The sequence below is a fragment of the Paenibacillus donghaensis genome (assembly GCF_002192415.1).
Lineage (GTDB): Bacteria > Bacillota > Bacilli > Paenibacillales > Paenibacillaceae > Paenibacillus_AQ > Paenibacillus_AQ donghaensis.
In genome coordinates, this window is the sequence record NZ_CP021780.1 from 3,260,931 (window position 1) to 3,287,201 (window position 26,271).

Consider the following 26,271-nt stretch of genomic DNA (forward strand, 5'->3'; position numbering starts at 1 on the left):
CCTTGCTGGGCAAGGGTTTGAGGCACTTTCACATTTACAATTTATTTGTTTTTATCACTATTTTTATCAATATAATCTTTATTTCTTCTGTTTTTGCATTTATTACAGTATAAAGATCCATTCTCTTTTGCAATAAACCTTTGATCACATGTATTTGTTTTGCATATTTTCACTCTTTGACCCAAGAGTTTTAAATAGTCATAGATGAAATAATCAAAATCCCTTACAACCAGAACAACATCACTATCCTCATTAGCGAAATTCACTTTTGTTTTAGTTTCATTTACTCTATTTGAAGACGTGAGATATCCTAAGTTGATTAATTCGTGAATCATTAATCTTTGCTTCTTTCTATCTGCTGCAATCTTACAATCAGAAAGGATGTCTTTCAGTTCACTATTAACCCAATATGTATTATTTTTACCTAATTGGTTATGTATCTTAGAGTACACTAACAATCCGAATGCAAGTTTCTTCAGTGGTAATTTACGAAGAGCTTTAATTTTATTAATTTCAGCTTTAGTGATACAAATTTCATCGATCTCTACCAATTCTTTTTTAATAGTATCTCCATTTTTTCTTTTCTTTACTCTTTTACCAGCATCAACAAGTTTAGTAATGTGGCTATCCCATAAAATAGGATTGTACTTTGGATAGTGCTTTATCATATACTGCTCTACAGACTGTCTGACTTCCCCTTTATCTTTCCCTTGAAGATAGTAGTACTTTATTAATAGGGCAAGGTTCTTTGAATTATTTTTATTCACATCACTACTCTTTAATGCATCTTCAATATACTTTCTTTCATTAAGAATTATTTTCATTTATCTATCCACCTCTACATATTCTTCTAGCATTTTGAATCTAAAGCCACCCATTTCAAAATCTCCACATTCATCTTTAACAGGATAACTTATTTTATTATTATTTTTATCCAACAAATTCAAAATCATCTGTTCACCGCATATGTCCCAAGCAAACTGTTTGCTCTTGTCTCTCTTTGATTCGTTATAGCAAATTTCTACAATTATATTAGTCAATTCTTCAGAATTACTAACAATTGCTTCAGCCTCATCTTTGAACCTACTCACGAAATCCTCACGGTTACTCTTTTTATCTTCTTTATCCTCCTTGGTTCTACTGCTCTTTTGAGAGTATTGTTGCATTTCTAAGTTATGCTTTTTATACAAATCTTCTATTTCCTTATATCTGGCTTTAGAATATTTCATATCAGTGATTAGAATTGTATGATCAAATTCAATATCATTTATATTCTCTGAAATATCTTTAAAGCTGTCTTCAATTTTACGGCAGATACGATTCATAACAGAATTCGAGACAGAAACTGGCATCTTTTTATAATATGAGTTTAAGAAGTTAGTTTCTCCCTCTGTTCGTCCATGTTTCAATTCAGAGATTTCTAAACCAAACTTCTGTAAACAATTATCGTTACAGTCCTTTATGTATTTAAGATATGCCTTTTTAGTCTCAGGATCATCATTGTAAATGAAGAAATACGGTTTCTTATTGGCTAGAATCGCAAGATTAAACTCTCTCTTCTTGCGTTGTTCATTTGTTTCAGCGATATATTTCTTTTCTTTGTCCATAGGTGGTTTTACATGATTATAATCATACCATTCCTTCGGCATTGGCTTACTTTCAATACCTTTAGTCTTATCAATTGTATTTTGTTGACAATTCTGTCCACATTCGATTCGATACTCTATTGCCTCATATTCTTCACTTCCTTTTTCATAATTAGCTCGAACTTCAAACATGTTGGTAATCCTATTGGTAACAGACCCAATTTCATCTCCAAAACTGTTCTTATTAGCCCGTATTAAGTCTTCCTCTGTTGGAATTATTGCATCTGCTGATTTCTGTAAACACACTATTGCATCTAATCCTTGAATTGACTTAATAAGCACTTTGTTATCAGTTGTTAGAACAGCATCCCCATCGAAATCGGCACCGTTTAGAGCGTGTGTAGTGGTATCCCACCCATTTAAAATGGTTACACATTTCATATGTTTATACCAATAAGACATGTTGTCGCTATTTTTTAAATTTAATAGTTTAATGTTATTGTGACATGTCATTGGCGCTCTAAAACAAGCTACCTTTTCTACTCCTCTTTCATTCCAGTAGTTCGAATAAAATTCATTACTCCCCAGAAGTCCTGTCTGATTCTTTAATTTGAATATTGACGAACACAATAAAAATGGATCGCCTGATAAAACGCTAAAATTACCTCCGACCTTCAACACCCCTGTCTTCGCTTCCCTTATTCTCTTCATCAACATCTTGTGTATATGTTTACGAATAAAAGGATCATTTATAACTCTCTTATCAACTTTTAATGCTTTCGTTATATCATTATTATTATATTGAAACTCATCCTCTTTCATTTTGAAACCGTTTAAAAAAAGTATAGATTTTCTATAGTCTCCCCCTAAAACCTCCTTTATTTCTGTAACAGTGGGTTCAACTAAATCACTAATGTCTTCATCACTCAACTCAAGAGACTGTAAGAATTGATAATTTGTATTGGCTTCGTTTTCTAAGACTTCGGGAATAATTTTTGTTACGCTAAAGCTGTAACCATATTTCTCACAATTGTCTGTATAGTCTTTTATGTTTTTATAGGATTTCCATAACTTAAGCATTGATGTAGTTAAAATAACATCAACTTTACGAATATCAACCTCTTCATTCCAAACGTCCGTAACTATATAATTTTTATTTGCAATCTCAGATGCGAATTTATGGAAATCAAAAACGAAAAGCATTCCTTTGCAGAATGAATTTCTTACACAAAATCCTCCACCATTTTCCTCCTCCCCCAAACATCTTGTCCAATCTCTGCTTAAGCTAGGAGAAATTAAACCATATCCATCACTTGCGTTCATATGTATTGGGTAGTTCTTTTTTCTTTGTGCTTCTGGTTCTCCATCTTTTGTATCGTCAACCTCAACAACATTTGCAAAGAAATCCGTATTTACATCATCTACAACTAATATCCTCTTTGGGTTTGTTACAGGGGTGCTTACACTACAGGTTAAAGCTTTGTATGCTTCTAGTTTGGCTGGAACGATCTCCTTCTCCTTATTTCGCCCGTTATCGGTTCTCTCCACCAATTGTGGATATACATCTTCACTAACATAGATAACGGTGCTATTCTTTGCACCTCCGGGAGTGGCTAAGAATCTTTTATATTTTCTATTATTAATATAAAACCCTTTCTCAGTATTCATTCTATCGAAGTCAGAATTTCTGTCTATAACCACACATACATAATGTTCCATAAACATTAGCTCTCTCAGTTCGTTATTTTTTGCGGAGATAGTTTCTCTATTTCCTTGAGTTGTTTTTTTTCTTCCTAGCTTCTTGATGTCTATTTTCAACTTCTTAATTGCAGCAATTCTTTTTTCTTCGGCTAGATTATTAGAAATCAGACGCAAATATCTTAGCGTGGAACTGTCTAGCAAACCCACTAATTCTTTATTCTCTCTAGCCTCTTTAGTAGTCATAGATAAATTCCATTTACTTTTACGCAAACGAGTTGAACTAATTTTGAAAATATAGCTTTTATTATTTAATTGTTTTGCCAATAATATATCCTCCGTTTTAATTTATATTTTTATTATATTTATCAATTAAATAATGATATTAAAAACACCCCCTAACAATTCCCCTACTTCATATAGTGACACCAAAATTATAAAGAGTATTGTAATGAATTGAGGCTTAGAATTGATATCAAGATACATATCTAATCGAACAATACAAATCACTCATGTTCAAGCGCTTTTGTCTTTAGTTCTTGGCCTTTTCCTTGAAGTAAGAATTTGAACCTTAATGAAGGCGGGAACCGACTACGGAATACTACTTGCGCCTTTTGCAAGTTTTATGACGGTTCTCTTGCACTTGACCTTTGCATTTAGATGTTACTCATACTTCAGGTCAAGTGCAGGGTGCTAATACCAACTCTACTGTATCTCCAGCAATGCAAGCATTACTGTCGGTACACTAGACCTGCCGCACCACCCTCTTGCCTACGGCAATTCACCCTCACGGCTCATTAATGAATTCTTGCACATGTATTAATTGGATGATTATAAAAGTTGGACGTTTGAGATTATTTATAAATATATATCTTTAAATATATGAATCACAAACGTCCAACTTTTTTTGTATATGTTTATTTGTATTAATTGGATGATTGTGAAAAGGTGTCACCCAAAAACCTATAATAGAATATATAGTAATTAGGAGATTTGGGTGACACCTTTTATATGCACTTCCCTATTCACCACTTCTATCATTGATTTTTTTGATATCGTCAACTATTAATCTATGTTTGCTATCTATCAAGACATCTACCAGCTTGATTTGATTACTTATGTAATTCTCATTCACTCTGTATCCTTTTTTATAATTTGCAACACCAAACCAATGATCAATATTTTCTATTTCTCTATCTCTCCTTTTTTCAGATAAGCTCACCAATCTATCCTTGACCGACTGATTCAACCATTCCTCGATTTCCTTTACTTTATCTTCACATATTCTATGTAATTCCTCTTGCAATACTTCTTTGTTTAAATAAATATTGTAAGCTTCATATACGTATGATATCCCTGCTTCGCTTTTCAATAATTTATTTGTCCTGTCTGTGTAGGCTTTTATTCTTCCAGACTTATACACATCGACCATGCTATCGAATTTCATTTCCTTCAATACTCTGGCCTGAATCGGGTAAATGATATCCATTTCTTCGGTAGTTGCTTCGTGTGCGACCTTACCAACTACAACCATCATCACTGTTTGGTGAAATACTGCCTTTTTATTCTTTAAATCTCTTAGCGATGACTCAATATTACCTGCGAGAACGTTATTAGCAGAGTTATAAAAATCATATATGTCCATTCTCGGTACGTTTAAGTATTCACTTAGACTCCCCACACTTTTTTCACATTCTTTATAATTTCCATTTATCATATTCAGCAACTTTAACAGCCTGTTTTTGGGCAATATTACACGTTTCTCATCTGAGCATAACAACAACTGAACAATCAGTTTATTTATTTCACCTATGTAAGGAGTGAAATTCCCTCCTTTTGCTAATTCTTTAGGATCATCGTGTACTTTTGTAACTGTCCACTTTTGACCGTTATTTTCATGTTCAAAATAACAAGCCCATCTTTTAATCTGTAATTGTCTGGATTTTCCCTTCATAACCTTTTCTTCTAAGATTTCACACATGTGCCTATAACTCTTCCCTGTTAATCCAACGTGTAAATTTTCTATTTTCAAAGAACTCCTCCTATTTATTTGCTAAAGCATGAATCTGTGATTTTCTCCTTCCTCTTCTTTATTAGTATTCTCCAAGAAATTAATTCACTTGGTACTCTTAATATACAATACGGAATAGTTTTTGTAAAGTTTTATTTATATGTTTATCTAATAAACTTTTTCCGTGTTTCATTTTTGACCCATATATGGCTTACTTAAAGCATCAATTGGCATAATTACTTGCTCATGAAGTGTGTTTCTTCTATATATAGGCGTTCAAATTGAAATAGTGATTCAACATTGCCCAATATTCACCAACACAATCTGGTTCAGAAGAGAAATTCCATCCATTTTTAATTTATATTCATATCTTTACTTTTAAAACTTTGAATGTTACAATAAAATCACCTTGAAAGGAGTGTTTGAAGATGGAAGCAGTAACTAATAACTTAGTTGGTTTACAAGTTGGTTCAGTATGGGAGGATATTCAAACCTTTATTGGACAGTTCAATAGTAAAAATACACAAAATAATTACATTAGAAGTATTGAGCATTTTTTTATGTTTCATGCAAACAAAGAATTGAGTGAATTAACAGCATCAGACATACATATTCGAAATGCAGATATCTTAAAATACAAAGCTTTACTACAAAAGCATGAAGCAGAATATACAAATACATCAATCAATAATAATGTCGCTGCCATTCAAAGTTTATATAGTTTTTTTGAGATGAATGAATATGACGTTAACGCTGCCGTAACAAGAATTAAACCCCTACCTGATGATACAGAGTCTTGTGGAGCTTTATATATTCATGAAGCTGAGGAAATGGCTCATGTTATTATGAATACAGTTAAGGGACAAGAGAAATCCTCGTTGATTAGACTTGCTTACACAATAAGTTTCAGAAAAGCCAGCCTACTTGCATTAACATGGGATGATATAATTAGACATAGCTCAGGCAATTACTATGTTGTCACCACGATTGGCAAAGGTGGAAAGAAACATGAGATGTCCATCTCTAATGCTTTATATGAAGAGTTGCTTAAGATAAAAGAACAAAATTATTACCAAAGATACTCAGATAATAAGATATTCCATTTGAGTACTAGAACAATCCAAGACATGATGAACTATTTAAAGGATAAACTTCAGATATCTAAAGAACGGAACGTGGTGTTTCACAGTTTTAGGAACGTAGCATCTATGTTTGGTACATTGGAAGAAGCAAAACAACATTATAACCACTCTTCTATTGTTGTAACTGAAAAAAGTTACCGTCATAAGAATAAGGATTTAAGCAATAGTATTAGTTTAAGAATAGACGAAAAAGTTGATTTCTCTATTTTTGAAGAATTAACTAAGGAACAATTGATACATTTAGTTAGTGATCTGGATATCGGAACGTTATTGAGTTTAAAGAAACATGCTGAAGGTATGATTGAAGAATCTAATGTCGTGAATCACGACTTTTAAATTTTTAAACTCGGTTAAACCTAGTTTCCCCCTATGAAGGGGAATACTTATTCGTTTTGTAACGAAATACTTATTAACTTTTAAGTTAGAAAGTCAATGTGGACAAAAATGTCCATGAGCCTCATCGCATATATAAAGAACAAACATTTGTGAGGTTCAACCCAAACTTCACAAATCCAGTCTCACCCAAGCGATCAAATAGTCTTGCTGTTCTTCTATTTTTAGTTTACAGAAAATGTTGTAGGCCACAGTAGACTTCACCTTTTTATCTTCAACCATATCTTGTAATTCTGGTATCAGTGTCAAGAGTTTTTTGTAATTGTGAAGCTGCGAAACTGATATGCCTAAATCATTGGCAATATCCTCTTGTGTTTTTGCCAAGTTTGAATAATTAGAACTTGCCTCTTTTTTTTCGTATTGATTTCCTCTGTCTCCACCATGTTCAATTCTATATATCCTTTCCAATTCAACAGCACACTTAGCCATCTTCAAGGCATTTACATTACCAACTCCGCGCTGACTGCTAGTTCAGCCGTGAGAATTATCTAGCGATAAATATATAAATAATTGTATCGTAAATATGATATAGAATGGAACTAATCCCTTATAAACAAAGGGATTTTTTGTTGTTTGGAAATAAATATATATAGTTGTATCGTTAAAATGTGCATGGAATAAGGGTTTATTGTGTGTTTTGAGTTGGAAATAGGTGAATTATAGTAAAAATAGAGTGAAATTGATCATAAATTTGAGGTGAAAACGTTGATATAACAGGGTTTCTACGATACAAGTTACGATACAAAACAGGATAAAAAAGGTGGTAAATCGCAGAGGATTTGAATAATGAGAGATAGTCGCGGAGTGGAAGTGATGCAGGATTATATTCCATTTTTTACAGTATTTATGATTTAAAGTACCCCCCACCACCTATATTTTATTTTCTAACTGCTACATAACTATACTTGTATAGCATTTAGGTATATTGACAAAACAATAATAGTGTGATTCTTTGTAATATATAATTTATAAATTGCGAATAATATATTATTTTTTAAATTTTTCATCATATAGAATCTCACATGAGGTCATAAAAATTCGATTCGATCCTACATTAACAATAGCGCGAAGTTTATGACTTATATTAGTCATTATATACTATATTTTACTTTATTACGTCATCATTATGTCCTTATTCTATTATATTTACTTTTAAACGTATCTTATAACCTATAAATAACGCATTTACGCATCTTTCTCCATTCATTCACCACTCATATCTATTATATTCACATTTCGTTCACAATTTATATCGTAAACATATATAATGTTAGAACTATCTATGTTATAATAAAGAGGTAAGGTAGACAAGCAGGAAAGGCGGTGAAAGCCAATGCTTGAATACATAGCACTATTAGCGCCTTACGTCATACCAGCCTTAAACCTTGTCGTAGCTGTAAGAGTTTTCCGTTACACTAAAGAAAAGGATAGGCGAAATGACACCGCCGAACGCACAAATGACGCTCCACTCCCACCAAGAAGTAAGCGTCATAAGCGTTAAGCAAGCAACTTTGTAAGGGGAATCCACTAGGGTTCCTCTTACATCCCTATCCATATTATATAACATAATCGTTGACTATATGCAACGGGAAAGGAGTATAATTCATGAAACTATTTGGCAACGCAACAATTAATCTAATCCTGTCTGTCCTCTTACTCGCCGTAGTCTATCCAGTACGCAACTATACATGGGCAGTAGTGTTAATATCACTGGCTAGTGGATGTCTCATCATAGCCAGTCTAAGACAGCTCAAACGCTAACCAGTTGACCATAGTTTGCAGCCATGTGAATTATGATGTATATGCCTATAGTTGTTGTTGTATGCTATGTACAACAGTGACACAATACCGTTAGCCTATTAAAGGGATGTGTAAACATGAAGACAATCACCCAGTTAATGAATGACCTACAATCAGTTACCCATGATCCTATCCATGTAACAAGACATGATCCATTAATAGATGAGGCTGTCCCAATCGAGGGCATCATAGACAGTATAACAACCATAGAAGCAATTATACCTACCATCCTATATCCATCTACTCACCTAGCTCAGAGCCTATGCAAGCCTGTTAGCGACTTATTAAACACGTTCAAAACTAATCAATGGATTAAGACAGATAGCACATTTATGGATGTCTCAGACGATTCCACAAACGCCATTAGCACAATTATATGTATCATTACCGATATTATTATTCCTGTTACATTACATCATTATGAGACGCAAGAGAAACATAATTCGGTTGACGAAAAGACAACCTTTAAAATCAAATACTTACTTAATCAAATTGTCTATGCTTTGAATCAGTCAAATGATGTAAGTTCAACTTACTCCACCCAACTAGAAACTCACTAACAAACAATAGTTATCATGAGAACATTAGAATTAGCTGGTCTATCACAATTAGTGACTGTTACAAGATGTAACAAAGCGAGGCATTAAAATGAATTATAGGAAATTTATAATAAAAAATGAAAATGAAAAGTGGTTTATTTATGATCCCACTATTGAAGACTACGAACCAGAAAAAGGACATGATACTTTAGAGGAAGCAAAAGCCCATATTGATTTGTTTTATGAATTAAAGAAACTATGATACTATTCGACAGCAAAAAAGGGCTTAATCAAATTGATGATTAGCCCTTTTATTCATTCGCACTATGTTTATTTATACTACCCAGCGAACCACAACCCACAACCACACAATGCAGCACACAAACATCGTAACATTATGTTTATTAACTATATTTATCATATAGACACCCGTATTTCTACCGTTTTACCGAAATATGAAATCGTATCTGTTTTACAGCAAGTACACAATTCGATAACCTTCATATTATCACCAGTAGTTTTTAACAATACTGAACCGTCACGTTTGATTAATTTGATTATTTTCATTTCTAGTCTCTTCCCTTCTATTCTCATTTCCTCCACATATACAGTGGAGGGTTTATATTTTATAATTAAGCATATTGCAATTCTTCCACCACTTTACTTACAAACACCGCTTCAATTTCGGCCTTGATTCCTGTTTGATCTTCTAACCAAAGCGCTTCAGATGCTTGATCTTGATCCACTCCGTTATAACAGATCACTTGTTTACAACCAACACCTATAAGGTATAACATGTCACTTTCCATTCTCCATTGAGCATTTGCAGCAGCACATACAGTATTAATTCTGGCTTGATAGGTCGAAGTCACATCTGCACGTATATGTATGTATAAGCCGAAACCCTGTTCATTTGCCCACCGATAGATAATCTTTTCTACGGAACTAGGAATGTCTAATATTGTGATGTTAACCGTTACTTCTTTTCTAAATGTTTCGGTGTTTGCTCTAGCCTTCACATTGAACTTTGTTTTTACTGCTTCCAAAACCTCAGCCATGATTACTTGATTAGTTTTTTTCATTGTTATCGTCTCCCTTTGGTTTGTTGTGTTCCTTACTTCTTGATTTAATAATACCATAGTCACTAGTCACTTGCAACTAGTTTCTTGATACTTTATCTATTTTGTTTTATAATGAGATTAGATTGATACAGGGGGATAATTTATTATGTTAAAGGTCACTCCGCGATTAAATGAACTACTTAAAGAAAAGGGCTACACCAGTCAAGCCTCATTCGCAGAAAAGTTTGGTTTTTCGCAAAAAACAATAAATTCGTTCGATAATAGCAAACAACATAGAACAGTTTTACTATTCGGCGTTGCTAAAGCTTTAGGTGTGATGGTTGATGAATTGTTTATTGTTGAAGAAGTTACAGACACCAAAGAGGATTCTAAAGGGGTTTAATATGGCAAAATATAAACTTACACCAAAGTTATCAAAAATATTAAAAGAACGTGGCATAAAGCAATTGCACATAGCAATCAAAGCTGAAATACCACAGCCTTATATATCTAGGTTTGATGGACCAGACAAGGGGCATTATGACATATCGAATCTATATTCAATTGCCGAATCGCTGAATCTCAAAATTGAAGATCTGTTTACGATAGAAGAAACAAATAAAGAGGACCCCGATAATTGAAGGGTCCTCTTCTAAATTGATGGTGTCGGTTGAAACTACACCCTTATTTAATAACATCAAACTAAAATAACAATATGATTTCTGAAACTACTTCAATCGCTCCTCAGCTTAAATGCATAATAGGCGAGATGGCATTAATTTTAATTATTCAGCAGTTTTGACTTTTCTTTATCGAATTCCTCTTTTGTTATAATCTCTTCCTTCAGCAGATTGGAAAGTTTTAAAAGTTCATCAGCTATTGAACTATTATGACTTGAAGGCTGATCTAATATATGATTCTCTAATACTTTTTCTTCGTTGTATCGTTTTATAAAAATATTTATAACACTATTCCATTTTGTTATTTGTTCAACGGCCTCCTTAACAACAGGATCATTTTTATCTATTTCCGTCATACTGTCAAAAAAGAGTACATAGTAATTTGGATTTTGAATGTCATTCACAGTTATCTTTAATTGAATCTTTTTCACTTTTCCTTCAATTTTTATATCACCTGATAAGCCACCTATCGCAGCTCCAACCCCTCCTAATAATACCCCTCCTATTAAAGCTCCACCTAGTTGGCTTCCTCTATCTGTCTTGCTTACTGAGACTTCATTTAATATGATTTCAGATTGAATAATATCTTTAAATTCATAGACTGTATTATATCTACTATTTGTAAAATTGATTTGTTTCCTATTTTCATCATAAGAAAATATCATTTCATTATCAGGTGTATAAATTTTTTGACTTGGATTAAATGAGTGTAATCTTTCTAATACATGATCAAGATGTTCCCTTTTATCTTCCCCTGCTCTTAAGCCCTTCTTTTCGACCCTATCAGCGATATAATACAACACTCCACCCAGCAGACCAATTATTATTATTGTCGTTATTCCTGCTCCGACAGAAGATCCAAAAGCTGAAATAACCACAATAAATAATATGAACATAAACAAACAACCAATAAGACGCATTACTATTCCCCCATACCATGTTTTTCCATCATTTTATCATTATCCACAAAATAGGTATATAATGAAAAACAATATATGGTATGAGATACTTATCAAAGTACACATCAAATCATCTATATTAAATGAAGTCCTAGTTTGCTGCATGTTATGCGGATATCCGCGACACCCACGCTATCACAGCGGTAATGTTTCAAGTAGTTTTCATCCAGCACTCGTCAGGCGGTTTAATAAAGTGATCATTCAAGTTGTTAGACGAATTAATGATGTAGAAACTCTCCTAGATTATTGATACTAAAAGTACCATCTGTAACACTCGACAACGTTGCAGTATATACTGCTTGTCCATTACGGTTATCACAGGACAAGTTAAGCAGCCTTGCTCCGTCATTGTAGTTCAAATCCAAGTATTCCTCTACTCGTTCGCTAAACACTGCTGGAGCGCCATGAGCGCGATATACACATTTAGATGGAGTGTCCCACTCTCTTTCCTCTTCGTTCATATAAATTTCATGAAACACAAATCTGCCTTGAGGAGTACAGACAATTACATCTGAATAAGTGTAACCGCAATCGGAAAACATGTTAATATCTGCCCATGTAGCAATTCCATACTCTAAACCTGAATCTGTGGCCTCTTGTTCAGTCTGGAATATGTATTCATCATAAATTACGTTACCTTTGCCAGAGAGCCTGTCTGTAGCGACAGCAGCGTAATACAAGGTGATTTCAGGCAATTCGGGAGAGAATGAAGAGAAATCATTATCAGGAACAAAATTAGAGATAAATTGCAGGACGGGTGAATTTGTTTTGACTAAATCGATCATGTGTGTGTCTCCTTTGTAGGCCATTTGGCTCTATTAATATAGTAAATTGTCCCTAGCAATGACACGTATATTTTTCCAAATTGGTACTTACTTCAATTTTTCACTAAATTGACGAAATGTCGATTTATACTGGTAATAATGTCGAATTAAGAGTTATTGTGTTGAATATTCTTAGATGTATGCAATTATCGTTGTTAGGTGAATCCTTTTATGAATAAGATTTCTTGCTTCTTCATTCTCTAATGTAACATTTCAATCAACTTTCGCCCAACATTCTATAAATTAATTTGTTTCTAAATTTATTCACTCCTTTATGGGGGTTACGCATTATAGCACCCTTTATATTATTTTGTCAAACACTTTACTGTCCTTCTCTTATTTTTCTCAAAATTACTTTTGAATTACCTACAAGATCTGTTATTGTTATTTCACAACTCCTAAAGTTATGGTACAACTACTGAAAGTATATGTCAACCTAAAAATTTAAATCTTTTTAAGTTGAGTACATTGCAGTAATCAATCGCAAATGTTAATATAAGTACTAAAGAATGACTTTGAGCAAGGAGATAAATGCAATATGAAATTTAATTTAGAATCTTCTATAAAAAAGCTTGATGTATCAATGAATAAACTGGCTATAATGGCTGATATACGCCCTAATACCATTAATGATCTTGTTAAGGGAACTACTAAGCGTATTGAACTTGAAACCCTCGAAAAACTGCTTACAGCAATGAACGATCTGGCCTCAAATAAAAGGCTTAACTACGCCTTTCAGATTCAGGACATCATAGAATATGAAAATGATTCGATGTTCAATCCTGACTTCAATGGTATTATCACAAAAGAATACTTCGATTCACTAAGAACAATTCTTGTTAACACTACAATTTTCACTTCAATTCCTGGTTATGATAAGACGACTGTTAGTGTGCTAAAGTTGATGTACATATTCGCAGATGACCTTCTCAGAAGTCTTGTTTTTTGGCTACCGATAAAAGATCTCACTCCTAAAGAAAAATCTTTATTCAATATAAGATATCATCTTAGCGAGCATCACTTAGCTGAGATAACAAATGGTCCATCAGATATTTCATTAAATTTGACCGAAAAGGGAAGAGAATTTATAGAACTCCTCATGAGATACGGAACTGACATTAATTAAGAGGTGAATACCGTTGTCATTGAATCTCTAGTTAAATACAATTTGCTCCCAATACCCGTATGTGATATTATTTTAATATCCTTTACGGGTATTAATTCAGTCAAAAAAGTCCATAACGTTTATTTCTTTTTCATTTTATATCCATATTGGATGCATGTCAATAGTAGGAGGAACCATTTTGGATATTTTTTCTGCGAGGTTGAAATGGGCAAGAGAAAGAAAATATATTAGCCAGAAAGATATGGCGGAGAAGATTGGAATGTCTCCACAAGGATACGGGAAAATCGAAAATGGTCAAAGAGAACCTAATTTAGAAACACTGTCCAAATTACCCGAAATACTTGGTGAAAGTGTTGACTTTTTAATTGGCGTAACCGATTTTGATAAACACGGTTACAATTTATTAATGCTATATAAACAAGCATTCTCAAATGTTGTCTTTGCTCAGTACGACTTAGCTGAGGTACGTCTGCATTCACACGATCTATCCAATGAGAATGTAAAGGTTGATTTAGATTTAAAGGAGAAAAGCTCTCTGGATTATATAAAGGGTTGGAAATTGCGTAGAGATCAAGTCAAAGACAGGCTCCTAACTTATGCACTTGAGCAAATACCAATGACAGCTTCGAATGTATTTGAGGAACTTGCAGCAATTGAGGAAATTCAAAATGCTGTATTTCCGATCCCAGATGAACATTAAATATAACTGCGAAAAGATTTAGTATTAAAAGCGATTCACAAAATGAAGAAGAATAAATACTAGATGTTGTAAAGAAACTTGAAACATTGGTAAAAGAGAAAAATAAAAGCGACCCCAAATCTTAAGGTCGCTTTCTCACTTTTATGTAAACATCTTTATCGCATCTTGAATAGTTTCATTTGGTAACAAACAACCTACTCCACCCTTAATCATATATAGTTGGAGTTCTGCAAAAATCATATCCTCTTGTCTAGGTACATCTAAAGAGCTAAAGTTAATTGTAGCTCCATTCGCTATTGCTGCTAAAGATTTTTCATGATTAACTTTACTAAAGTTGACCGAAAATTCTCTTGGTTTTACTTCCCCTTCTACCTCAATGCTAAAAAAGAATATTAGTGCATTACCTTCTCCCACATTCATAACATTAACAGTAGTTTCAAATGGCTGCATTGGGCCAATTCCTTCTACCTCTTTAACATTCCAAACTGTAACTATTCCACCCTCATAACATGTAATTTGTCGCCTCATAATATATCCCCTTTTAATTAATAAAACACATTCTCTTACTTACCAGTTACCAATAGACGGTTTTAGTGATGTAATAATGTTGTATAATCCCTCTACAGCGCTTACTGCTGGGTCAGAGAGGAATCTAAAGTTTCCATCATTATATGCGAATCCATAAAACGTTGCAGCCAGTACAGCGACTCCTAGAGCGATTAAAGGGTAATCTGATTTTCTGAATCTCATGTATTGGTTATCACCTTTCTATTATATAGGATTATTCAGGTAAATTATACCATAGTATTGATTAGAAAAATGATAAAATAAAACAGCATAGTCACATGCTTTTGGCTCGGTTTAGAAATCACAAATAGGTCACAAAAAGCAGTCAAAAGAGCACTTTTCTAGTCATTATTCAGTAAAAGAAAGTAATTGAGAAATCAGCTAAAACCCAGTAACAGTAAGCTTTCTTAGTATTTACATAGCATTTTCAAAAGACCAAAAGTACCCTATATTGCCGTTACCACACATCATATAACTTTGCGTTACTCTGAGCAAGGAAGGTGGCAGGGAAGCGCTCTTTTTGAACAATACGCGGTCTGGACAGGCTTTTTCGTTTATTTCATTTTCCCTATAGGGTCAAATTCAAATAAACATCTCTGCCACTCATATGGGCATAATACGTCAGTGTTTCTTGGTTCCAGAACCGGGTGTGTACCTCTTCCACCGGTTCGCCGGTAATTTGCCCGCTAAGCAACCTTTGATCCCTTTCCTTCAGCCCAATTACGATTACATCCTCTTTACCGTTCACCATTGCCTCGGCCGCTGCATACTTCCCTTTGTTGTCGACAATCAAAAGCGACGTATCGGCTGCACCCTCAAGTTTGGAAATTTGTGAAAAAACCTGGGTATCCCCATCATATTTCATCAGGAACAGGGTCCGCTCTGTACCGGCCGTACGACTTAACGTAAAGAATAAGGTTCGCGTGTGTTCCTGATAAGCCATGCTGTATATTTTTTCGTTGCTCCAGCCAGAGACTGCCGGAATGGCTGCAAAAGTGAAGATAGGTGGCGACTTCTCATCATCCAGCACAGACACAACATCCCCTGCCAGCGTGGCCATGACTTCCCGGTTCTGTAACGACTCCATGTTGTCAATCCGGTAACCGGATTCCCCTTCGCTTAACCAGTAGCGGGTAGTTTCCACCCGATAATACGGATCAAAATAAGACAGATACGTCTCCGCGTCCACGATAGTTTTTCCCTCCTCCACCACCTTGCTGCCAACCATGCGGTAGCCGACCTGTCGCGGACTCGTTCCTTTCAAATATCCGGGATCATAGCTGAAAAAGCTGTGCGCATAGCTCTCGTCCCGATAGATCAGGGCCTTAATCGATTGTCCGACAATTTCCTCGGCCGTTGCTGTCTGTTTACTGACTTCAAACTGCATCAGGTGTTTGGAGACCTCGTTGGTGCGGGTGATTTTGTAGGCAAACAAACGGCTGCCGTCACTGCTCCATACAGGCTCTTCGAATATATATTGCGGCTGGAGCCGGCCTTCCAGCATCTTACCCGTCTTGCTGTCCCAAGCCTGGTCCAGCTTGTTATGGGTAATTTTCTGCCGGGTGGAAAAATCGGCGTCAGCGATCCATAAATCCTCCAGTGCCGGCGAACCCTGCGTTTTGACGTAAGCAATATAAGCTCCATCCGCTGACGGAGTCGGGTAGGGGTTCCGTTTGTCCTGAATTTGTGTGACTAGATGAGACAATATGTGGTTTATTTTCGTTGGCGGTAAATGCAGATTTTGGGTTCTCTATTGTGAATTTTTCATATAATGTTTTTTTAACATAAGAAGTAATCGTTGTATCAAGGCGGATGTTGTTGTGTTTAAATTCAGTTAACATATTATTTATTTTGTAAGCTTATGTATCCGAAAACTTATACATTTTATAATATCAAAAAACCCGGCATGTCTGTGATCAGACGAAACCGGGTTCTTTTTGTGCTCTTATTAGTGAATGGCAGGTGCGCCCGTCCCTGGCATTTGCGGAGTTCCCGTTGACGGAACGTACGCATTCAGCATTTGCAGGGCATCTGCAGAGGCAAGCTGCGGAACTTGATAATACGCATGCTTGTTCTGGTAAAGAAAGATTTCATAAGCCATCTCGATAAAATTCTGGACCTGGGAAGCAAGCACGCGGCGCAGAACCGGGTTGGTCATTTCAACGGAAGCCATCGTCAGCAGCGAGGCATGTGTCTTGATCAGCCCGAGCATATGACCGCTGATTCCCGCATCCTTTACATCAGCCAGCGACTGATTCGGTTTTTTGGGCGGCGACGGCTTGATTCCGTAGACTGGCTGGGTCATATTCGGAATCAGATAGGTTGAAGTTTCCTGGCTAGGCTTTTGTCCTGTAGCGAAGCTTTCACAGGTCAGATTGTAATGGGACAGCATAAACTCGTACTGGCGGTCAAGAATATTCAACAGCTCCTGATCCTTTACATACTGCCGAGAAATCATAAATTGGTCCAACACATTAATCTGGCAGGTTAACACCTCATGTGCGTCAAAAAGCTCGTGTCCGCCATGATTCAACTGCTGCCCGTTTCGTTGCTGAATACCGAATTGCGATTGCTGCTGCATGGGAATGCCTCCTTTAAATTCGGGGATAAGGTAACTACCCTAATATGACTAGTTTCGAGTCCCTTTATACACTATTTCATGTAATTAACTATTAATGTATTGAAATACCGGATAGATATCGAACCGCTTGTCACATCATATAACTTAGTCTCTTCTGGAGCAAAGCGGGCATCCAAGACCCCGCTGTTGGGTGATGGGGCATAAAACATGGTAAGATAGGACAAAGAAGGAACAGCAAATAATGAAAAAGGTGAACCTCCATGAGCATCCAAAAGACCAACGACCGTAAACATCTGGATCTGAAACTGCCCCAGATGCCCTGGTTTGTGCAGCAATTTATCGATTACAAGCGCCCTGACCTCTCCCCCTCCACCTTGCTGGAGTATATTCGGGATTACGAATCCTTTTTCGGCTGGCTGCGCGGAGAAGGACTGTCCGTTGCCACGGACAACACCGCAATAACGCTGCTGGAGCTGGAAACGCTGCACATGGACAGTATCGTCGGCTACAGGCTGCATTTGACCACGCGCGCCGTGCAGACTAACACCCGTGTCACCGTATCCCGCAAGCTGTCGGCTCTGCGCTCCCTCTTCCACTATTTGAGCCAGATTGCCGAAGACGAGAACTTTTATCCGCTGCTGAAGCGCAATATTATGGCCAAAGTGGAGGTTAAACGGGCCCATAAACCCAAGGATACCGCAGCCAAGCTGAAGGGTAAAATTCTTGAGGACGAAGAGCTGCTGGAGTTCGTGGGCTACATCTATGAGGGCTATGGGATCGATGTTGCCGCCAATAAGCAGGCCCATTATGCTCATCTGCTGAACCGTGAGCGAGATGCCTGCATCGCCAGTCTGATCCTCAACTCCGGTCTGCGTGTATCCGAGGTTGTGAATCTCAATGTGGATGATCTGGATGTGAACAACAAGCTGCTCTATGTCACCCGCAAAGGCAACAACGATGAGACATTCAAAACCCCGGTCTACTTCCGGGAGCAGGCCAAGGACGACCTGTCCCAGTACCTTGTGTTTCGCCAATCGCGTTATAATACGCCCAAACGGGAAAAAGCGCTCTTTATCGCCCTGCCCAATGGGCAGCAGGAAGGCAAACGAATGACCAAGCGGGCGATTCAGGAGATGATCATGAAATACGCCAAACGTTTTGGCAAACCTTTTCTGACCGTTCACAAGCTGCGGCATTCCTTCGCTACCGATTATTACCTGCAGAATGATATCTACAAGACCAAAGAGCAGCTGGGCCATGCCTCTACAGAAACCACAGAGATCTACGCCCATCTGACCGACAAAACAATGTCTGAGGCCATTGAGCGGCGTGCGGAAAGCTGATAACAGGACTTTATAGTTTACTTAGATTAGTGCGCTGAACACATGTAGCTGCGAAAGTACTTAGTGCGGAGGTTCAGCGAGATTTAAAATGCGGTTCGGAACTTTCAGAGTAAATAAATGCTAAAGTGCAACTAAAAAATGTTGCTGGATCATCAAATATCGGGTGATTACGTGCGATTCTGTAACTAATTTCGAGTAAATCAAGCCTATTAAGCTCAAAAAAACAAATTAGATGCGTATTCGGTTACTGCTTAGGACCGCGTAGGATAGGAGCATCAAAGACTAAGCGTCTGATTGCCACATCAGTTCAATCCACCGAATTAGTTGCGAATCTGCATCTAATTAGACGTTTTTTTCCGTTTTAGAGCAAATAAGTGCGAAAACGCATCTAATTTCGAATTCTGAGCGTTAAACAATCATTTTCCTCAAAAATAGTTGCAGATTCGCACTTATTTGACCGATATCTGGAATTCCAGCTCAAATTAGATGCACTTTCGCATTTAATTTTCTCACAATGCTCTATTGTAGCATTCTACATCCTCAGCAGGACCTAAGTAGTAACCGTATTCGCAACTAATTCACTTTTGTGAATTTTTCATATGTTGATTTTTTAGATAATAAGATCATTGCCACAGCAAATAACGTGATCGCTGTTGCGATGTTCTGCTGCGCCTCAACTATGCTCCGTCCGCTCAATAGGCTGTCTGACTGTGCTCCCTGGTCATCAGCCGCGAATTTCACCCGGGAGCTTGATTACCTGAATCCTCGCTCCCGCTGCAAGCCCCTTCTCCTCCGGCGGCACCACGATCAGACAATCGCTGTCTTTGATCGTTACGGTTACTGAGGATTCATCAATATCGGCCGGGAATGCCCACACGCTGCCGTCCTTGATTACAAGCTTCGCCCGCACGAACCGGGTGTAATTGTTCACCTTGTTATAATCGCTGCCCAGCCTGGCCGTCCATTGCGGCAAATACGGTTGCTCCGCTCCCTGCATCTCTTTAACCACCGGTCCGCCAAACAGCTGAAAGCCAACAAAACAAGCACCCGGATTGCCAGACAGAGCCAGCAGCAGCTTGCCGCCGCGCAAGGCGGCTGTAGTTACACTGCCCGGACGCATACTAACCTTGTTGAACAGCATCTCTACGCTATGCTCCCGTACCAGATCGCCCATAATATCATAATCTCCAACCGAGACTCCGCCTGTTGTAATTACCAGATCATAGGCGTCCAGCGCCATCTGCACCCGGCTGCGGGCCAGCTCCAGATCGTCGACGATTGCATCAAGCATCACCGGCTCGCCGCCGGCTTCCCGGACGAGCACTTCCAGCATTGGGGAATTGCTGTTGCGGATTTTGCCGGGCTGCAGTGGTTCGTGCACCTCCAGCAGCTCAGTTCCAGTGGCAACAATCGCCACTTTCGGACGTCTATACACTTGAACGCTATGGACTCCAAAAGCCGCAAGTACGGCAATTTCTCCGGCGGAGATCAGCCGTCCTTTAGGAAGCAGATCATCGCCCTGTCTCAGCTCCAGACCAAGCGGTGTAATACTATTGCCTGACTTCTGAGGCTTGCGGATACCTACATAAGTCAGGCCATCTGTCTGACGGGTTTCGGTGACCTCCAGCATAATGACAGTGTCTGCGCCTTCCGGGACCTGCGCCCCCGTCATAATCCGGGCAGCCTGTCCGCTGCCTATCACCTGTGAAGGCACGGCTCCGCATGGAATATTGTCTATTACCTCCAGCCATACTACGCTCCCGCCGCTGCATTCGGCAGTGTCTGCTGCAATCAACGCATAACCATCCATCGCTGACCGGTTAAATGCCGGAAAAGGATGCGGCGCGTTAATGTCCTCAGCCAAATATCGCCCGCAGCTCTCCATCAGCGGTACTGACTGGGGTTCCAGGCGCTTGGCCTGGGCCATTAATCGGGCCTGGGCATCTGTAACCTGAAGCGCTTTGCGCTGAAATTTAGTCTCTTGCCACTCCTTCTCGTCGCTCATGGTTCATGCCTCCGCTTCTTAGCTGCTGTTCTTGTCTTTCAACAGGTATTATTCTAACATGAATGGCGTGTTTTTCTGCAAGCTGGCGCTATAACACCTATGAGCAAATACGGTCCGTAAGCAAACTCTATGGATCAAAAAAAGCAGCAACCCTCCAATCTGGAGGATCACTGCTGCGTTAAACCTAACTATTATTCCTTAACCTAGCTTGCCCGGATCACCTTAACGTCACCTGAAATTACCCGTTCCCCTTCATACAGCATGAACCGGCCGTTCTGCCATTCCACCCGCAGCAGCCGGGATTCATCGGACTGGAATTGCCATACATGCTGCTCTCCGCCATTCATGAAGGCTGTCTGGCCTGCCACTGCGACATAACCTTCATATTCCTCTTCCAGATAAAAGGTATGGCCATCCAGCTCAATCGTGGACGGTACCTCAGCCGGGTCATCCAGCCGACCGTCAATCGGCTTATACAGGGCATATTGCAGCTGCTCGCGCTGCTCGATATGCAGATAGGCGATCTGGCTTCCGTCGCGCAGCGTAAGCACCACCGCATTGCGTCCGTCGGTACGGGTACGACCCGTTACCTCATAAGTTACCAAAGACACTTCACAGATGTCTCCGGGAGACAGCTGCAGCATGCTTTTGGGCACCTCCACAGGTGCCGGCTTGGAGAATAGGTTGCCAATACGTTTCCATATACTCATCTTATCGTTCCTCCTAAGACAGGGCATCACTTGCGTTAATTTCAATTTCTATATCATGGCTGAAATAATTAATGCTCCGGCAACATGGAGCATCCCCGACAGCAGCCCATATCCCACCTTGCCCAGCTGTGTTCCGTGATCCAGCTCCAGCTTGCCCCAGCGGGACAGCAGCAGGCGGACAACCCTCTCCATAACCAGCAGCAGCAGGAACGAAACCACAGTGACAATGAGCGCCTCACCCAGTTGTCTGGATGCCGATATGGCAGTGGATAGAATATAGGACTGGGCAAGCAGCTTCAGCACAAAGCGGGTAGTCACTGCCATATTGCCTGCTCTTAATTCTTCCAGATCATTATATTTAGTAAATAATGAATCCACATACATTAGCACAAACAGCAGCACCACCCCGCATACCGTCCACACGGCCATGGTCAAGAGGTTTAGAATATCCATTCTGCAGCCCCCGCTTGTTCAGTTTGGGATAACCAAACGGCAAAACGAAGGGGAAACGTGACACTGTCTCCCCTTCGCCCTGTGTAGTACCCGCCGCAATTCCGGCGTGCACCTTGATCATATGTTATTTATTGTTTGTCGTATTGCTTCATCAGAGCGGCAAGCTCGTCGTCCACACCTTGATCCTTGTTCAGCTTCTCGAATTCGTCATCCAGCGATTTGCTGCCGGAGCTCATCTCATTGCTGGCTTCAGCCTGCGCTTCCGCCTGCAGCATCTTGTCCTCCATCCGCTTCAGTCCTGCCGAAGCCGAATCTGAGCTGAATCCGCTCATTGCCTTGTTGATTTCGGTCTGAGCCTTGGCTGCATTGTAGCGCGCTACCAATGTCTCGCGTTTGCTCTTCATCTGAGTCAGCTGCTTGCGCATTTCCTCCAGCTTGCCGCGAAGATTGTCTGCCGAAGCCTTATTCTGATCGAAGCTGGTTTTGTATTCTGCCAGCTTGCCTTCCGCTGTCTTCTTCTCTTCCAAGGCGCGGCGGGCCAAATCGGCGTTGCCGGCCTGGGCTGCGGCGTGTGCCTGCTGGTTGCGTTTGGTGACCAGAGCTTCCTGCTCCTCATACAGCTGCTTGAATTTCTTCTCAATCGCGATCTGGGCGGCTACCGCTTTCTCGGCGTCCTCCAGATCCTCGGTCATGTCGCGGATGTATTGGTCAGTCATTTTAATCGGGTCTTCCGCTTTGTCGATAATGGCATTCACATTGGACATCGTAAGGTCACGCAGTCTTTTAAAGATAGACATGGTTAAATCCCTCCAAGGATAAGTAGTGTGAAAAGCTTATTTGTTAACATCTTCTACGCAAGGCTTCCATAACCGTTTCACTTTTGTTGCAATAAGTATTGCTCCACCTTCAGCTTCACCAGTCTTACTACCTCTTGAATGCCCTGAGGGGTCAGATTGTCGTAGTGAATGCCCATCACCACCGTCACTGTTCTTTGCAGCACTTGCGCCGCCTGCAGGGCAATGGATTCACTGAGGGTATGCTCCTTATGGTGAGGAACCGCCGATGTGTGTACCTTGGGCGTATCTCCCTCCAGATAAGCAGTGCTGGCAGCACCGATATGGCGGACTCCCCCGGTAATCAGAATCAGCAGGTCCCGGCCGATGGGGGTCGCCGTCAGTTCAATATCATCAGGGCTCATGCTTAGAGCATCCATAATTTATACCCTCCTTCCCATTATATTAACCTTTGACAGGCAAGTCATTACTTCATTTAAATAATGCCACGAATTTCATCCAGGGAAGCGATGTTCTCCTGCAGCATAAATTGTTCCAATTCCTCCACCAGTGTGCTGCCGGCGCGCAGATTCATGAAGTTATAGGTTCCCACCTGGATTACCGCAGCACCGGCCATAATAAATTCGATGATATCCGTGGCGCAGGTAATGCCGCCCATGCCAATTACGGGAATTGTCACGCGCTGTGAGACCTGATGTACCATCCGCAAGGCCACCGGCTTGATCGCAGGTCCCGACAATCCGGCATACAGATTATTGAATACACTGCTGCGGCGGCGCACATCGATCTTCATCCCGGAGATCGTGTTGATCAGCGAGACCGCATCCGCGCCCTCCTCCTGACACATCTGGGCCATCACGGCGATGTCCTCCGCGTTCGGCGACAGCTTCACGGCAAGCGGCAGCTTCGTCGCTTGCCTTACCGCGCGAACCACTTCCTGGGCGGCAACGGTCTTCACGCCAAAAGCAATTCCGCCTTCCTTCACATTGGGACAGGAAATGTTCAGTTCAATCATGTCAACAGCCGATGCCTGTCCACGGCTTATCCGGTCGTCGGCATCCTGCTGGATCAGCTCTGCGCCAATCACATAATCTTCAAGCGTTCCGCCGCCGAGATTCACAAGCCGGGCCGTATCCAGCTGCTCCCAGTGCGGACATTCCTTCTCCAGGAAAGCCGGAACACCCGGATTCTCCAGGCCCACACTGTTCAGCATGCCCGAAGCCGTCTCATAGACACGTGTGCCTGGATTACCAGCCTTCGGATGTAGCGTCAGGCCTTTGCCGGATATCCCGCCCAGCAGGTTAAGGTCATACAGCTTCCCGTATTCCCGCCCGAAGCCGAAGGTACCGGACGCCATCACGATGGGATTCTTGAAGTGTACTCCTGCAATCTGAGTGCTCAGATTAACCATGGAAGATCACCTCCTGCGACAAAAAGACAGGACCATCCGTGCAAGCCTTGCGCTGACCGTCATGACAGGAGACACTGCAGACCAGACAGGCGCCGATTCCGCAGGCCATCCGGTTCTCCAACGACAGATAGACCTGGGCGGTGCTGCCGGCTGTTTCGGCGGCAATCGCCTTCAACTGCGCGGCCTTCAGCATTGGATGCGGACCGCAGACGAATACATGATCATATTGCGCGAAATCGACGCTGTCCAGAATCAGTCCGCCGACATCGACGGTCAGCTCCGCTCCCAGCTGCCGGAAGGCCTCGGTGCGGAACGCTTCCCGGCTGAAGCCGAGGTAGATATCACAGCCCGGGAGTTCGCTTGCACAGTGATAGAGTGGTGCAATGCCAATTCCCCCGCCTACCAGCGCAATGCGGCCTTCCACCTGTGGAAAGCCGGTTCCGAAGGGACCCTCCAGCGTAAGGGTATCGCCTGATCCCAGTTTCGCCAGAATTTCCGTCCCTTCACCCACTACATGATAGAGAAATTCAATGCCATTATCGTTTACTTGATGTATGCTCAGCGGTCTGGACAGCAGCGGATAGGCTCCCCATGCCCGCAGCATGTAGAATTGACCCATTTCACCGCCGTAGTTGCCCTCAATTCTGAGGTGGTATACTCCGTCTGCCAGCCGTTCGTTACTTATAACCGTCGCCACGTTATCAAGCTCCTTCAAATTTAATCTTATTAACCATGCCTTAGAAGGAACTTAAAATCTGTGACAAACTTCACACTTATCATATCACATGCTATTTACGCTGCCATACCCCGCGTTCATAAGGCTTAGGCACTACAGCCACGCCTCCAAGCGCTTCTTCGGCGTGCAGAGCCCAATAGGGATCGCTTAGCATGCCGCGCCCAACCGCGACCAGCTCAGCCTGCTCTCCGGCCACGATGGACTGGGCGTCTTCATATGATTCCAATCGGCCGACGGCAATAACAGGTATCTGCAGACCGCTGCGGATATATTCGGCAAGCTGCACCTGGTAGGCCGGTCCGGCATGCGGTCCGCCATTGGAACCGATGGGCCCTTCTCCCCCGGAGGAGACATGGAACATATCCACACCCGCCTCCTTGTATCTGCGGCAAATATCCAGCGCATAAGCTTCATCATAGCCGCCTTCAATATATTCCTTGGCGGAGATGCGCATCAGCAGGGGCATTTCAGCAGGCAGTACCTCGCGGACCGCCTCCGTTACCCTGACGCCAAACAAGGCAGGATCACGTCCATATTCGTCCTCCCTGGTATTGGTAAGCCGAGAGTGAAACTGGTGGATCAGGTATCCATGCGCGCCATGAAGCTCCACCGAGTCAAATCCGGCTTCCACCGCACGGCGTGCGGCTTCGCGGAAGTCCGCAATCAGAGCCTCAACCGCTTCGGCCGAGAGCGCCTGCGGTGTTTGCGAGCGGGCGTCAAACGGGATGGCTGAAGGTGCGACCGGAGGCTGTGCATCAACTGCCTTGCGTCCGGCATGTCCCAGCTGGATGGCAATTTTGGCTCCGTTCTCATGAACGCTTTCAGTTATTTTGCGGTAGGCGGCAATCTGGCTGTCATCCCATAGTCCGGTGTCCCGGCTCGTAATTCTGCCGTCGGGATGAATCCCGGTCATCTCCACGATGATGAAGCCGGTACCGCCGACGGCTCTGCTGACATAATGCACGAAATGCCAGTTGTTAGGGATGCCATCCTCTTGGTCAACGGCGTATTGGCACATCGGAGGCATTACGATCCGGTTCTTGAGGGTTAGGCCTTTCAGTTCATAAGGGGTAAATAAATCCGTCATGGGTTAACTTCCTTTCTTACGTCTCATTATTTATTCATCTATATAACTCACTGGACAGTGAAAAG

Annotated in this window: 26 protein-coding genes; 8 read left to right on the forward strand and 18 right to left on the reverse strand. The window is 40.6% G+C overall.

Annotated features, from left to right (window positions below; genetic code table 11):
* Positions 1–41: 41 nt before the first annotated feature.
* The 3 genes from B9T62_RS14125 to B9T62_RS14135 form a co-directional block, all read right to left on the reverse strand.
* A complete protein-coding gene (locus B9T62_RS14125; protein ID WP_087915839.1) occupies positions 42–824 on the reverse strand; it encodes a hypothetical protein in 783 nt (260 codons plus the stop codon).
* A complete protein-coding gene (locus B9T62_RS14130) occupies positions 825–3,611 on the reverse strand; it encodes a hypothetical protein (protein WP_087915840.1) in 2,787 nt (928 codons plus the stop codon).
* A gap of 694 nt (positions 3,612–4,305) precedes the next feature.
* Complete coding sequence (locus B9T62_RS14135; protein ID WP_087915841.1) at positions 4,306–5,316, reverse strand: hypothetical protein; 1,011 nt, start codon at positions 5,314–5,316, stop codon at positions 4,306–4,308.
* A gap of 407 nt (positions 5,317–5,723) precedes the next feature.
* Between B9T62_RS14135 and B9T62_RS14140 the strand changes: the two genes are divergently transcribed.
* Positions 5,724–6,773, forward strand: coding sequence for a tyrosine-type recombinase/integrase (locus tag B9T62_RS14140; protein WP_087915842.1), 1,050 nt, complete (start codon positions 5,724–5,726; stop codon positions 6,771–6,773).
* 168 nt (positions 6,774–6,941) lie between these two features.
* On the opposite strand, the gene B9T62_RS14145 is transcribed toward B9T62_RS14140, so the two are convergent.
* A complete protein-coding gene (locus B9T62_RS14145; protein ID WP_087915843.1) occupies positions 6,942–7,259 on the reverse strand; it encodes a hypothetical protein in 318 nt (105 codons plus the stop codon).
* Between the two features lie 1,448 nt (positions 7,260–8,707).
* Here B9T62_RS14145 and B9T62_RS14150 point away from each other — a divergent pair.
* Positions 8,708–9,190, forward strand: coding sequence for a hypothetical protein (locus B9T62_RS14150; RefSeq protein ID WP_087915844.1), 483 nt, complete (start codon positions 8,708–8,710; stop codon positions 9,188–9,190).
* Between the two features lie 88 nt (positions 9,191–9,278).
* Positions 9,279–9,431: a hypothetical protein gene (locus B9T62_RS39075; protein ID WP_157685609.1), complete on the forward strand. Its 153-nt coding sequence runs from the start codon at positions 9,279–9,281 to the stop codon at positions 9,429–9,431.
* 370 nt (positions 9,432–9,801) lie between these two features.
* On the opposite strand, the gene B9T62_RS14155 is transcribed toward B9T62_RS39075, so the two are convergent.
* On the reverse strand, positions 9,802–10,251 hold the full coding sequence (locus tag B9T62_RS14155) for a hypothetical protein (RefSeq protein WP_087915845.1): 450 nt from the start codon (positions 10,249–10,251) through the stop codon (positions 9,802–9,804).
* A 145-nt stretch (positions 10,252–10,396) separates the two neighbouring features.
* Between B9T62_RS14155 and B9T62_RS14160 the strand changes: the two genes are divergently transcribed.
* Together B9T62_RS14160 and B9T62_RS14165 are read left to right on the forward strand one after the other, a co-directional pair.
* The gene (locus tag B9T62_RS14160; protein ID WP_087915846.1) at positions 10,397–10,633 is read left to right on the forward strand and encodes a helix-turn-helix transcriptional regulator; all 237 of its coding nucleotides are present in this window, start codon (positions 10,397–10,399) and stop codon (positions 10,631–10,633) included.
* A gap of 1 nt (position 10,634) precedes the next feature.
* Positions 10,635–10,871: a helix-turn-helix domain-containing protein gene (locus B9T62_RS14165; RefSeq protein ID WP_087915847.1), complete on the forward strand. Its 237-nt coding sequence runs from the start codon at positions 10,635–10,637 to the stop codon at positions 10,869–10,871.
* Positions 10,872–11,011: 140 nt separating this feature from the next.
* Here the strand turns inward: B9T62_RS14165 and B9T62_RS14170 are convergent, their stop codons facing one another.
* Together B9T62_RS14170 and B9T62_RS14175 are read right to left on the reverse strand one after the other, a co-directional pair.
* A complete protein-coding gene (locus B9T62_RS14170) occupies positions 11,012–11,830 on the reverse strand; it encodes an SHOCT domain-containing protein (protein WP_087915848.1) in 819 nt (272 codons plus the stop codon).
* A gap of 257 nt (positions 11,831–12,087) precedes the next feature.
* The gene (locus B9T62_RS14175; protein ID WP_087915849.1) at positions 12,088–12,654 is read right to left on the reverse strand and encodes a hypothetical protein; all 567 of its coding nucleotides are present in this window, start codon (positions 12,652–12,654) and stop codon (positions 12,088–12,090) included.
* Between the two features lie 577 nt (positions 12,655–13,231).
* On the opposite strand from B9T62_RS14175, the gene B9T62_RS14180 reads away from it, so the two are divergent.
* Positions 13,232–13,819 (forward strand): helix-turn-helix domain-containing protein, encoded by a 588-nt coding sequence (locus B9T62_RS14180; RefSeq protein WP_087915850.1) that lies wholly within the window; start codon positions 13,232–13,234, stop codon positions 13,817–13,819.
* Positions 13,820–13,997: 178 nt separating this feature from the next.
* Positions 13,998–14,519: a helix-turn-helix domain-containing protein gene (locus tag B9T62_RS14185; protein WP_157685610.1), complete on the forward strand. Its 522-nt coding sequence runs from the start codon at positions 13,998–14,000 to the stop codon at positions 14,517–14,519.
* A gap of 141 nt (positions 14,520–14,660) precedes the next feature.
* Here the strand turns inward: B9T62_RS14185 and B9T62_RS14190 are convergent, their stop codons facing one another.
* The 3 genes from B9T62_RS14190 to B9T62_RS14200 form a co-directional block, all read right to left on the reverse strand.
* Positions 14,661–15,047 carry a hypothetical protein gene (locus B9T62_RS14190; RefSeq protein WP_087915852.1) on the reverse strand — a complete coding sequence of 129 codons (387 nt, stop codon included), beginning with the start codon at positions 15,045–15,047 and terminating at the stop codon, positions 14,661–14,663.
* A 607-nt stretch (positions 15,048–15,654) separates the two neighbouring features.
* Positions 15,655–16,791, reverse strand: coding sequence for a TolB-like translocation protein (locus B9T62_RS14195; protein ID WP_087915853.1), 1,137 nt, complete (start codon positions 16,789–16,791; stop codon positions 15,655–15,657).
* Between the two features lie 243 nt (positions 16,792–17,034).
* On the reverse strand, positions 17,035–17,667 hold the full coding sequence (locus B9T62_RS14200) for a spore coat protein (RefSeq protein WP_087915854.1): 633 nt from the start codon (positions 17,665–17,667) through the stop codon (positions 17,035–17,037).
* Between the two features lie 260 nt (positions 17,668–17,927).
* On the opposite strand from B9T62_RS14200, the gene xerS reads away from it, so the two are divergent.
* Positions 17,928–19,010, forward strand: a complete 1,083-nt coding sequence (gene xerS, locus B9T62_RS14205) for a tyrosine recombinase XerS (protein WP_087915855.1) — start codon at positions 17,928–17,930, stop codon at positions 19,008–19,010.
* A gap of 724 nt (positions 19,011–19,734) precedes the next feature.
* Here xerS and B9T62_RS14210 read toward each other — a convergent pair.
* From B9T62_RS14210 to B9T62_RS14245, 8 genes are all read right to left on the reverse strand, one after another.
* Entirely contained in the window at positions 19,735–21,015 is a 1,281-nt protein-coding gene (locus B9T62_RS14210) for a molybdopterin molybdotransferase MoeA (protein ID WP_087915856.1), read from the reverse strand.
* 203 nt (positions 21,016–21,218) lie between these two features.
* Positions 21,219–21,725, reverse strand: coding sequence for a DUF4178 domain-containing protein (locus B9T62_RS14215; RefSeq protein ID WP_087915857.1), 507 nt, complete (start codon positions 21,723–21,725; stop codon positions 21,219–21,221).
* A 48-nt stretch (positions 21,726–21,773) separates the two neighbouring features.
* On the reverse strand, positions 21,774–22,178 hold the full coding sequence (locus B9T62_RS14220; protein ID WP_087915858.1) for a DUF350 domain-containing protein: 405 nt from the start codon (positions 22,176–22,178) through the stop codon (positions 21,774–21,776).
* A gap of 128 nt (positions 22,179–22,306) precedes the next feature.
* Complete coding sequence (locus B9T62_RS14225; RefSeq protein WP_087915859.1) at positions 22,307–22,975, reverse strand: PspA/IM30 family protein; 669 nt, start codon at positions 22,973–22,975, stop codon at positions 22,307–22,309.
* 77 nt (positions 22,976–23,052) lie between these two features.
* A complete protein-coding gene (gene lpdD / locus B9T62_RS14230) occupies positions 23,053–23,391 on the reverse strand; it encodes a prenylated flavin chaperone LpdD (protein ID WP_245864455.1) in 339 nt (112 codons plus the stop codon).
* A 56-nt stretch (positions 23,392–23,447) separates the two neighbouring features.
* Positions 23,448–24,383: a dihydroorotate dehydrogenase gene (locus tag B9T62_RS14235; protein ID WP_087915860.1), complete on the reverse strand. Its 936-nt coding sequence runs from the start codon at positions 24,381–24,383 to the stop codon at positions 23,448–23,450.
* Positions 24,376–25,080 (reverse strand): dihydroorotate dehydrogenase electron transfer subunit, encoded by a 705-nt coding sequence (locus B9T62_RS14240; RefSeq protein WP_087915861.1) that lies wholly within the window; start codon positions 25,078–25,080, stop codon positions 24,376–24,378. The genes B9T62_RS14235 and B9T62_RS14240 overlap by 8 nt, the downstream gene beginning before the upstream one ends.
* Before the next feature lie 91 nt (positions 25,081–25,171).
* Positions 25,172–26,206 carry an NADH:flavin oxidoreductase/NADH oxidase gene (locus B9T62_RS14245; protein WP_087915862.1) on the reverse strand — a complete coding sequence of 345 codons (1,035 nt, stop codon included), beginning with the start codon at positions 26,204–26,206 and terminating at the stop codon, positions 25,172–25,174.
* Positions 26,207–26,271: the final 65 nt, after the last annotated feature.

Excerpts from the sequence above, each read along its gene's own strand:
- B9T62_RS14125 (WP_087915839.1), bottom strand. The coding sequence starts at position 824 with ATGAAAATAATTCTTAATGAAAGAAAGTATATTGAAGATGCATTAAAG.
- B9T62_RS14140 (WP_087915842.1), top strand. The coding sequence starts at position 5,724 with ATGGAAGCAGTAACTAATAACTTAGTTGGTTTACAAGTTGGTTCAGTA.
- B9T62_RS14145 (WP_087915843.1), bottom strand. The coding sequence starts at position 7,259 with ATGGCTAAGTGTGCTGTTGAATTGGAAAGGATATATAGAATTGAACAT.
- B9T62_RS14150 (WP_087915844.1), top strand. The coding sequence starts at position 8,708 with ATGAAGACAATCACCCAGTTAATGAATGACCTACAATCAGTTACCCAT.
- B9T62_RS39075 (WP_157685609.1), top strand. The coding sequence starts at position 9,279 with ATGAATTATAGGAAATTTATAATAAAAAATGAAAATGAAAAGTGGTTT.
- B9T62_RS14155 (WP_087915845.1), bottom strand. The coding sequence starts at position 10,251 with ATGAAAAAAACTAATCAAGTAATCATGGCTGAGGTTTTGGAAGCAGTA.
- B9T62_RS14160 (WP_087915846.1), top strand. The coding sequence starts at position 10,397 with ATGTTAAAGGTCACTCCGCGATTAAATGAACTACTTAAAGAAAAGGGC.
- B9T62_RS14165 (WP_087915847.1), top strand. The coding sequence starts at position 10,635 with ATGGCAAAATATAAACTTACACCAAAGTTATCAAAAATATTAAAAGAA.
- B9T62_RS14170 (WP_087915848.1), bottom strand. The coding sequence starts at position 11,830 with ATGCGTCTTATTGGTTGTTTGTTTATGTTCATATTATTTATTGTGGTT.
- B9T62_RS14175 (WP_087915849.1), bottom strand. The coding sequence starts at position 12,654 with ATGATCGATTTAGTCAAAACAAATTCACCCGTCCTGCAATTTATCTCT.
- B9T62_RS14180 (WP_087915850.1), top strand. The coding sequence starts at position 13,232 with ATGAAATTTAATTTAGAATCTTCTATAAAAAAGCTTGATGTATCAATG.
- B9T62_RS14190 (WP_087915852.1), bottom strand. The coding sequence starts at position 15,047 with ATGAGGCGACAAATTACATGTTATGAGGGTGGAATAGTTACAGTTTGG.
- B9T62_RS14200 (WP_087915854.1), bottom strand. The coding sequence starts at position 17,667 with ATGCAGCAGCAATCGCAATTCGGTATTCAGCAACGAAACGGGCAGCAG.
- xerS (WP_087915855.1), top strand. The coding sequence starts at position 17,928 with ATGAGCATCCAAAAGACCAACGACCGTAAACATCTGGATCTGAAACTG.
- B9T62_RS14210 (WP_087915856.1), bottom strand. The coding sequence starts at position 21,015 with ATGAGCGACGAGAAGGAGTGGCAAGAGACTAAATTTCAGCGCAAAGCG.
- B9T62_RS14215 (WP_087915857.1), bottom strand. The coding sequence starts at position 21,725 with ATGAGTATATGGAAACGTATTGGCAACCTATTCTCCAAGCCGGCACCT.
- B9T62_RS14220 (WP_087915858.1), bottom strand. The coding sequence starts at position 22,178 with ATGGATATTCTAAACCTCTTGACCATGGCCGTGTGGACGGTATGCGGG.
- B9T62_RS14225 (WP_087915859.1), bottom strand. The coding sequence starts at position 22,975 with ATGTCTATCTTTAAAAGACTGCGTGACCTTACGATGTCCAATGTGAAT.
- lpdD (WP_245864455.1), bottom strand. The coding sequence starts at position 23,391 with ATGGATGCTCTAAGCATGAGCCCTGATGATATTGAACTGACGGCGACC.
- B9T62_RS14235 (WP_087915860.1), bottom strand. The coding sequence starts at position 24,383 with ATGGTTAATCTGAGCACTCAGATTGCAGGAGTACACTTCAAGAATCCC.
- B9T62_RS14245 (WP_087915862.1), bottom strand. The coding sequence starts at position 26,206 with ATGACGGATTTATTTACCCCTTATGAACTGAAAGGCCTAACCCTCAAG.